At 64.7% G+C, this 7,820-nt stretch carries 6 protein-coding genes; 3 read left to right on the top strand and 3 right to left on the bottom strand.

What is annotated here, in order from left to right; translation table 11 throughout:
• The coding region (locus tag B5V03_RS42015) for a hypothetical protein (RefSeq protein ID WP_206736133.1) at nucleotides 1-182 on the top strand (182 nt) is incomplete at its 5' end.
• A gap of 812 nt (nucleotides 183-994) precedes the next feature.
• Here B5V03_RS42015 and B5V03_RS10120 read toward each other — a convergent pair.
• On the bottom strand, nucleotides 995-1,330 hold the full coding sequence (locus tag B5V03_RS10120) for a hydroxyisourate hydrolase (RefSeq protein WP_164987909.1): 336 nt from the start codon (nucleotides 1,328-1,330) through the stop codon (nucleotides 995-997).
• 29 nt (nucleotides 1,331-1,359) lie between these two features.
• On the opposite strand from B5V03_RS10120, the gene B5V03_RS10115 reads away from it, so the two are divergent.
• Together B5V03_RS10115 and B5V03_RS10110 are read left to right on the top strand one after the other, a co-directional pair.
• Nucleotides 1,360-2,541 carry an MFS transporter gene (locus B5V03_RS10115; RefSeq protein ID WP_129269673.1) on the top strand — a complete coding sequence of 394 codons (1,182 nt, stop codon included), beginning with the start codon at nucleotides 1,360-1,362 and terminating at the stop codon, nucleotides 2,539-2,541.
• Entirely contained in the window at nucleotides 2,538-3,905 is a 1,368-nt protein-coding gene (locus tag B5V03_RS10110) for an amidase (RefSeq protein ID WP_129269671.1), read from the top strand. The genes B5V03_RS10115 and B5V03_RS10110 overlap by 4 nt, the downstream gene beginning before the upstream one ends.
• Nucleotides 3,906-4,030: 125 nt before the next feature.
• On the opposite strand, the gene B5V03_RS10105 is transcribed toward B5V03_RS10110, so the two are convergent.
• Together B5V03_RS10105 and B5V03_RS41405 are read right to left on the bottom strand one after the other, a co-directional pair.
• The gene (locus B5V03_RS10105; RefSeq protein WP_129269669.1) at nucleotides 4,031-5,443 is read right to left on the bottom strand and encodes a PepSY domain-containing protein; all 1,413 of its coding nucleotides are present in this window, start codon (nucleotides 5,441-5,443) and stop codon (nucleotides 4,031-4,033) included.
• A 12-nt stretch (nucleotides 5,444-5,455) separates the two neighbouring features.
• Complete coding sequence (locus B5V03_RS41405; protein WP_164987908.1) at nucleotides 5,456-7,813, bottom strand: TonB-dependent receptor; 2,358 nt, start codon at nucleotides 7,811-7,813, stop codon at nucleotides 5,456-5,458.
• Between the last annotated feature and the right edge of the window lie 7 nt (nucleotides 7,814-7,820).

Raw genomic sequence — 7,820 nt, 5'->3', positions numbered from 1 at the left:
CAGAACCTTCGCAAGATGGCCAAGCTGATCCCAATGCCCACCTTGGGGTAGAAACCGCCAAAGCCATTGGGCCGCATCGCGCTGACGCCAATACATCCGATTACTGTTTCCCTTTTTCAACGGAATCGGTCAAAAGGCGAAGAACTCAACCTGAGCAAATTTGGCTCGCCGTGCCCCAATGAGCGGACTCCCACGAAGTGCGCTGCTACTTCGCTGCTGGGCCATTTCCCGACATTGTATCCTGGTTGCGAGTCCCGGAGAGGAAGGCATGACTACCCGCGCTCGGTGTCACCGGTCGTTGCTGTCGGAGCTCAAGGCGTGCTTGATTAGTTCTGTTCGCTCATCCTCGGAAAAGCGGTGTCCTATGTCGACCTCATGATGTTGCCAGCAATCGGCAAAGGCGTCGTTGTAATGCTGAACTCGAATCAAGGCGCGATGGCGGCTAAGGGCCAACAGGCGACATCGCAGGCTTAGCGCTGACATGAAAGAGGCCGCCAATTGGAGCGGCCCCAACTTGTTCTGTCGCGCCAACTTCGCCATCAGCGAACGGTGCCGCTCACTCTGTCGTACGGTTGAGCGCTGCACCATTGAGAAGTGGTATTTAGATCCCAAGCCCACTTCTTTCCGGCTGCCTGGCAAGCTTCGAAAGTGGCCCACTTGGGAGGCCAAGGCTCACCTGGATTCCATACCGGCGCTGTCTGTGGTTTCTGGATCTTTTGGGTATCGCGGGCATTCGTCGATGCCACCGACAAGATCGCGACAACGATACCTATGGACAAAAGTGCTGAGACTTTCACTGCTATGTCCTCCTAGATTACCAAGACAGCAAACGCCATCCCAAGAGGCATGATAGCACATTTTCAACCAACGGGATTCCGAACGTTGTTCTTCTTCGGGTCAAACGCGGTAGTTCTCTGAAAGAGCGGGATAATTCCGCCTTGCCTCCGAGACCGGACATCCGCGCTTATCGCACCGCGCCCTCGTCTCGTCGCGTTCAGGCGCCGCGAAACAGCGAATAGCCCCAGCGGGTGAATTTCAGCGGCAGATGAAAATGCTCGTTGACATCCTTGATGCGAAAGCGGAACGGCGTCACGGTGAGAAAACCGTCGCTGTCGCCAAAGAACTCGCCGAGATGAAACAGGACCTCGTACACGCCCGCCATCACGCCTTCGCCTTGTGCGACGGGATGATCGAGCACGCCGTTGGCGCCGAGCCGCCCGTCGGCGATGCGCTGGGAGTCCGGATCGATCCGCCAAATCTCGACGCGCAGCCCCTGCGCAGGGCGCCCGCTCGCCACATCGACCGCGTGAATGGAAATGCCGCCTGCCACCTTGCCGATCCTCCCGTGAGCACTGCGCCATGGTAGACGCAAACACGGCCGTTCGGCCAGCGCCGGCGCTGCTGCCGGCCCTGGGGGCGATGACCTCGCTTCAGGCGCTGGTGGCGCTCGCTTTGTTCGCGCCGGGCGTGGTCGCGCCGCGCGCCCATATCGAGGTCTGGCAGCTCTCGCTGTTCTCATGCGCGGTGTTCGCGGTCGGCATCCCCGCTTCGTTCTGGGGCGGCAGCTTCATCGCCCGGATGGGTTCGCTCAGGATCGCAAGCCTGTGTGCGGCGGCCATCGTCGTCAGCATGGCGCTGGCCTCGCTCGGATCGAGCGCCGCTCTGCTTGCCGCGGGGCTCTGCCTCGGTCTTGCCATGGGGCCCGAGACGCCCGCGAGCGCGGCGCTGCTGGCGCGGCTCGTGACCGCCGAGCGGCGCGCCTTCGTGTTCTCGGTGCGCCAGACCGGCAACCAGATCGGCGCGGTCTTGGGGTCGCTGGCCCTGCCCGCGATCGCGATCTCGTTCGGGCCGGCCTGGTGCTATGCCGCCGTTGGCGCCTGCGCGCTGCTGGGGATTTTGATGTTCGAATGGCTGCGGCCGGCCTATGCCGACAAGGTCGCTCCGCCGCCGAAGCTCGATCTGCGTGCGCGGCTGGCGCTGATGACCGCGGACCGGCGGATCGCGATGCTGGCGCTGGCCTCGATGCCGTTCAGCGCGATGCAGGTGTCGCTCAACACCGTCTTCGTCACGCTCGGCACGCGAGAGCTCGGCCTCAGCCATATCGAAGCCGGCATGGCGCTCGCCTGCGCGCAAGCCAGCGGCCTGGTCGGCCGCCTCGGCTGGGGATACCTCGCCATGCGCCTCGACGCCTCACGCGCAGTGCTCGTCGTGATCGGCCTCGGCATGGCCTTCTGCGCCGCGCTGCTTGGCCTCGCTGGCGCATCGCTCGGTCGCTCCGTGCAGTTCGTTGTTGCGGCGCTGTTCGGACTGACGGCTTCGGGCTGGAACGGCGTCTTCATCGCCGAAATCGCCCGCCTCGCCCCGCAGGACCGGATCGGCGAGACCACGGGCGCGGTGCTGACGGCGTCCTATATGGGCCTGCTGGCCGCACCGGTGCTGGTGTCGATCCTCGATGGCGCCGCCGGCCTCGGCGCGGCCCTTGCCACCTTGGCGTGCCTTGCCCTCGGTGGCACACTGGCGCTGATCTGGGGGAGGCCATGACAAGCCGAAACAATAGCGCGCGCGAGATCGCAGCCGACGTCACGGCCGGACGAACCAGCGCGGTCGAGACCGCCACAGCCGCGCTCGGGCGTATCGAGGCCGCCAGGGCGTTGAACGCGGTGGTGACGATCGATCCCGCGCGCACGCTGGCCGATGCCGCAGCAGTCGACGAGCGCGTGCGCGCTGGCGAAAAGATGCCGCTCGCGGGCGTTCCCATCATCGTCAAGGACAACATCTGGGTCGGCGGCTGGCGCATCACGCAGGGATCGCGCCTGTTCGCCGATTTCGTCGCGCCGCAGGATGCGATCGCGATCGAGCGACTGCGCAAGGCCGGTGCCGTCATCGTCGGCATCGGCGCAACCTCAGAGTTCGCCAGCAAAGGTGTCACGACCTCCCAGCTCTACGGGCCGACGCGGCATCCGCTCGGTCCCACGCTGACGCCCGGCGGCTCATCCGGCGGTCCTGCCGCCGCGGTCGCAGCCGGGCTCGTGCCGCTCGCGATCGGCACCGATGCAGGCGGCTCCAGCCGCAGGCCGCCGGCTCATGTCGGCGTCGCCGGCTTCAAGCCGTCCTACGGTGCGATCCCCTACGGGCCCAGTTTCGCCGAGCCGTTCTTCGGCCTCTCGGTCACTGCGCCGATCGCTGCCGATGTCAGCGATATCATGCTGGCGTTCGAAGTCATGGCCGGCACCGATCCGCGCGATCCGGATTCCGCCGACATCGCGCAAAAGGCCGATGACATCGCCGGCTTGCGCATCGCCTTCTCGCCGCGCCTCGGACTTGATATCGCCGTCGATGATGTCGTCGCCAATGGGCTCATTTCCACCGTTCAACGTCTCTCCGACGCGGGCCTGCATATCGCCCACCGCGATCCCGTCTGGCCGGCGGGCGCAACGGAAGAGGCCATCATGCCGCTGCAGCATGCCGGCCTCGCCGCGCTCTATGGCGACACCTTCCGCAACGACCCTGATGTCTTCGACCCCGATATCGCCAGGCAGATCGAGCGAGGGCTATCCTGGTCGGGCACCGACGTTGCGGGCGCCCTGGTCGCAAGCGCGGCGATTGCCAATGCCTTTGCGGCCTTCTTCACCGAGGTCGATCTGCTGCTGACACCAACAGTCCCCTGCGTCGCCTGGCCGTTCGCCCAGCTCGGCCCCGACATGATCGGCGGCCGCCCTGCCAGTCCCCGCGGGCACGCCGTGTTTACGCCCTTCGTCAATCACGCCCGCCTGCCGGCGATCTCGATTCCGTGCGGGACCGATGCGAACGGTCTTCCCTTCGGCCTCCAGATCATTGCCCGGCGCGGACAAGACCGCTCGCTGCTGCGCGCGGCCGGGCATATCGAAATGATGATTTCGGAATAATAGCAGTATGCTCCTGTTTTGCCCGACGTGTCAAATCGCACCATCACCTGCGTAAGCCGTTGATTTTGTTTTCACCGGCTACTGTGCATGGGGTTGTTTTTGAATTTTATGTTCGATCGAGTGTCCTAAGACAGCAACAACCGCCGCCAGCCGATCACAATGCCTGACATGGAGAACACCAACCCGACCGCGCAGAGGCCCACGATCACGACATCGCGTAGTCGCGGATGCGCCACAAGGAACGGAAAATCGAGCGTGTGGAGCGCGCTGTAGACCCAGCGATAGGCCCGCCGCGAGGCATCGAGCCTCTGCACCACGCTGCCATCCGCACCATCGATGTCGAACCAGAGGTCGCCGCAACGAGAACGGTAGACGGGTGCACCTGGGACGATGGACTGCGCGGGATAATCGTCATTGCTGGCGACAACGGACGGCGCGCCGCAGCCGGCCGCGAGGCGCGCCACCAAGCGCTCGACCTCTTGCGCGCTGAGCGCCTTTGCTACTCGCTCGTCCGGTCGCACCAGAACCTGCTTGTCGAGACCGATCCGCTCACGCCGATAGATCCTGCCGTCATAGCCAAACCATTCGACCTCGCGCGCCGAGGACGATATCGGCTTCCGATCGAGCGCGACGGCCGTTGTCCAGCCCGGCACAGAATTCGTCGTGCCAGCCTCAGCCGCGGTCAATTGCCCGCGCGAGAACAGCCGGCCATGGTCCATCGAGAGCCAGCCGCTGAAAATCCAGGTCAGCACGAAACTTGTCGCGATGAGACCAATGACATGATGCAGCGCGTGCCAGCCACGGTAAGGCGTTGCGATCCGGCCTGCCCGCATCTTCGCCCGCACAACACCGAGCACCGCGCCCAGCACCGCCGCGATCAAGGCCAGCAGCGACAACGTCCAGACCACGCCGTCCCACAGCGCCCAGTTGCTTCTGAGGACCGTTGGGTAGATCCAGTGCAAAACGCTGCCGGCAAGATTCCAGCCGCGTTCGCTCCGCGTCGTGTCCAGCACGACCTCGCCGGTCTGCGAGGAGACGTAAACCTCCGTGCCGGCGGCATCGCCAAGCGCGACACGGAACAGCGGCCGGTGGCGATCAAAGCCGTTCGGAACGCTCCATTGATCGTGGTCCGCGGAAGCAACGACAGCCGCATGCGCGGCATCGAGCCCGCGCTGGCCCGCATGAGCCTTCGCGATGGCGAGCGCGACCTCGGGCGACGACACCGATGCACCCTGCCCATCCGAAGCGCGGACCGCACGAAGCCGCGACGGTCCCGACACGACGTAGGCCGGTCCATCGCTCCGCCGGATCAGGCGCACGCGTGTGGCATCGGCAATGCCGCTCGCCGCCACCACATCGGCAATCGCCATGCTTGGCTGCGCACGATCGACAGGAACAAGCCCGGTAAAGCGCTCCGCTTCCGTCAACGACGGAAACGGAACGAAGTGCATCACGATCCCCGTCGCGAACCACATCGCGAACAGCAGGCAGAACGCGATCCCGAGCCAGCGATGCAGCAGGACGATCGCGCCCATCATGTGGTCAGCGTCCTACCATTTGAACGCCGCCGAGATCTCGTAGGTTCGGGGCGCACCAACCAGGATCTGGTCGGGATAGAACGGATCGCCCCAGATGGCGTAGCGCTTATCAGCGATGTTGCGCACGCGAAAAGTCAGGCGGGCCTGGTCGACCGCGTTGAACACCGTTTTGGGGATGTCGACGAACGCATAGACGTCGGCGACGGTGTAGGCCTTCAGCGTCACCACATTGGCGTCGGTGTTGTAGCGGTCGCCGACATGGCGGCCGGTGATGCCGAACTCGACAGGCCAGGGCGTGAAGAACCGGTACGACGCGCCGGCATTGGCAACGATGCGCGGCACGTTCGGCGGCGTGTTGCCGGAGAACGAGCCGCCGACGAAATTGTAGTCGGCATAGCGCGCATCGACATAAGCGATGTTGCCCCAGAGACGCAGAGGCTCGATCGGACGCACCGAGGCGGCAAGCTCTACGCCCTTCGACTCCTGCCGCCCGGCGATGTTGAGCGCCATGCCGCCGGCCGCCGCATAGACGTTCTTGCGCAGGATGTCATAGGCCGAGAACGACCACTCGGCCCGGTTGTCCCAGAACAGGTGCTTGACGCCGGTCTCATAGGTGCGCGCGGTGGTCAGGTCGAGCGGCTGCGTCGGCGCGAGCAGAAAAATGTTGTTGGCGGAGATGTCGGCGCCGGTGGCGTACTGGCTGAAGAAGGTCAGGCCCGGGACAGCTTCCCACGTGTAGCCGATACGGCCGGTCACCGGCGCCCAGTCTTTCGTGAACGGGAAGCTCGCCTTCTCCAGCCCGTTCTTGTCGGTCGAATTGCGATCGAGCCCGATATGCTCGACGCGCAGGCCGCCAATAAGCGCGAAAGTCCGCGTCAGCTTCAGCCGGTCCTCGAACGACAGAGCCTCGTTGTCGATACGAGCGGTCTGCTGCTGTGTCGTCAGCAGGCCGTAAGTACCGCGCGCGGGATCGACCAGTGAGACAGAATCGCCCGGGAAGTTTGCAGCACCCGGCCTGACGAAATCGAGATAGCTCGACGACAGCGTCGTGACCATACGGTTGTCGAAGCCCGCGATGTTCGCGTCCCAGATCAGGTCGGTGATGTTGCCGACCAGACGCTGACTGTGCGCGACGTAGAAGCGCTCACGATCGACCGTGTTCGTACCGGCGTTGAACGCCTCGACCTCGTTGTTGAACCACGTGCGCTCGGCGCCATACCCATAAGCCTGGCTCTTCAGCGTCAAGTCAGGTGCGAGCTTCAGCTCGAAGCCGCCGCGCAGCCACACCTCCTGTGCGACGTTGCGATTGTCGAGGACGTTGTAGTTGGTGTTGAAGGTGCGGTCGTCGATGGTGACCGCGCCGAGATTGGTTCCGTTGTAGTTCGAGATGTAATTGCCGGAAACGATACCGCTCGTCGCATGCGAGCCGCTGAAGGCGACCGGCACCAGTGGCGCGCCCCAATACGCTTTCGACCGATCTTCGCGGTACTCGATCGCGCCCCAGACCTTGAGACTGTCGGAGATGCGGTAGTTGAGCTGGCCCGACACATCCAGCGTCTTGGTGTTGGTGTCGTCGGCAAAGCCGTTGAGCGAGGAGCGGCTGATATCGAAGCGGTAGTCGAGGCCCTGCACGTTAGTGCTGCCGCCCGAGCCGTAATGCGCGCGGAACGAGTTCAGCGAGTCCCAGGAGAAATCCGCCTCGTTGCTGATAGCTCCGGTGTGCGGCTGCTTGGTGACGAAGTTGATCGCGCCGCCGGCGGCGCCTTCGCCCGAGATCAGCGAGGCCGGACCTTTCAGGATTTCCACCGCCTCCAGATTGGCCGTGTCCATGACCCGCGAGGTCATGTTCTGCGGGCCGATCTTGATGCCGTTGTAGAGCGTGTTGATCTGGCTGTTGGTGAAGCCGCGCATCGAGAAGGCGGAAGGCTCGGCCGGATTGTCGCCGGAGGTGACGCCGACCGCGCCCTGCGCGACCTCGGACACGGTGCGATAACCCTGCTCGCGCATGGTCTCGGCCGAGATCACTTCGACCGTTGCGGGCGTCTCGCGCACGGTCAGGCCGAGCCGCGAGGCGCTTTCCGCCACCGCGTTGCTGTTGAGCGGCGTTTGCGCCGTTGCCGCCGGCACGGCGGGCTTGGGCGCAGTCGATGCCGCCACAGGCCTGCGCGCTGGAGCGCGATGCGCGCTCTGCGCATCCCGGCCGGCGGGCTTTGCTTGCTTGCGGGGTTGGGCGGGCGACACCTCGACCGGCGGCAGCGGTTCGCGGGCCTGCTGCGCCAATGCGGCAGGCGGATCAAGCGCGGCAAAGGATGTCAGCGCGGCGGAGGCAAGCAGGAATCTGCGCGAGCGTGGAATGCGGATGGACAACACGGCTTTG

It is taken from the genome of Bradyrhizobium betae (genome assembly GCF_004123905.1).
Taxonomy (GTDB): domain Bacteria; phylum Pseudomonadota; class Alphaproteobacteria; order Rhizobiales; family Xanthobacteraceae; genus Bradyrhizobium; species Bradyrhizobium betae_A.
This window is presented reverse-complemented; position numbering and strand designations above follow the sequence as displayed.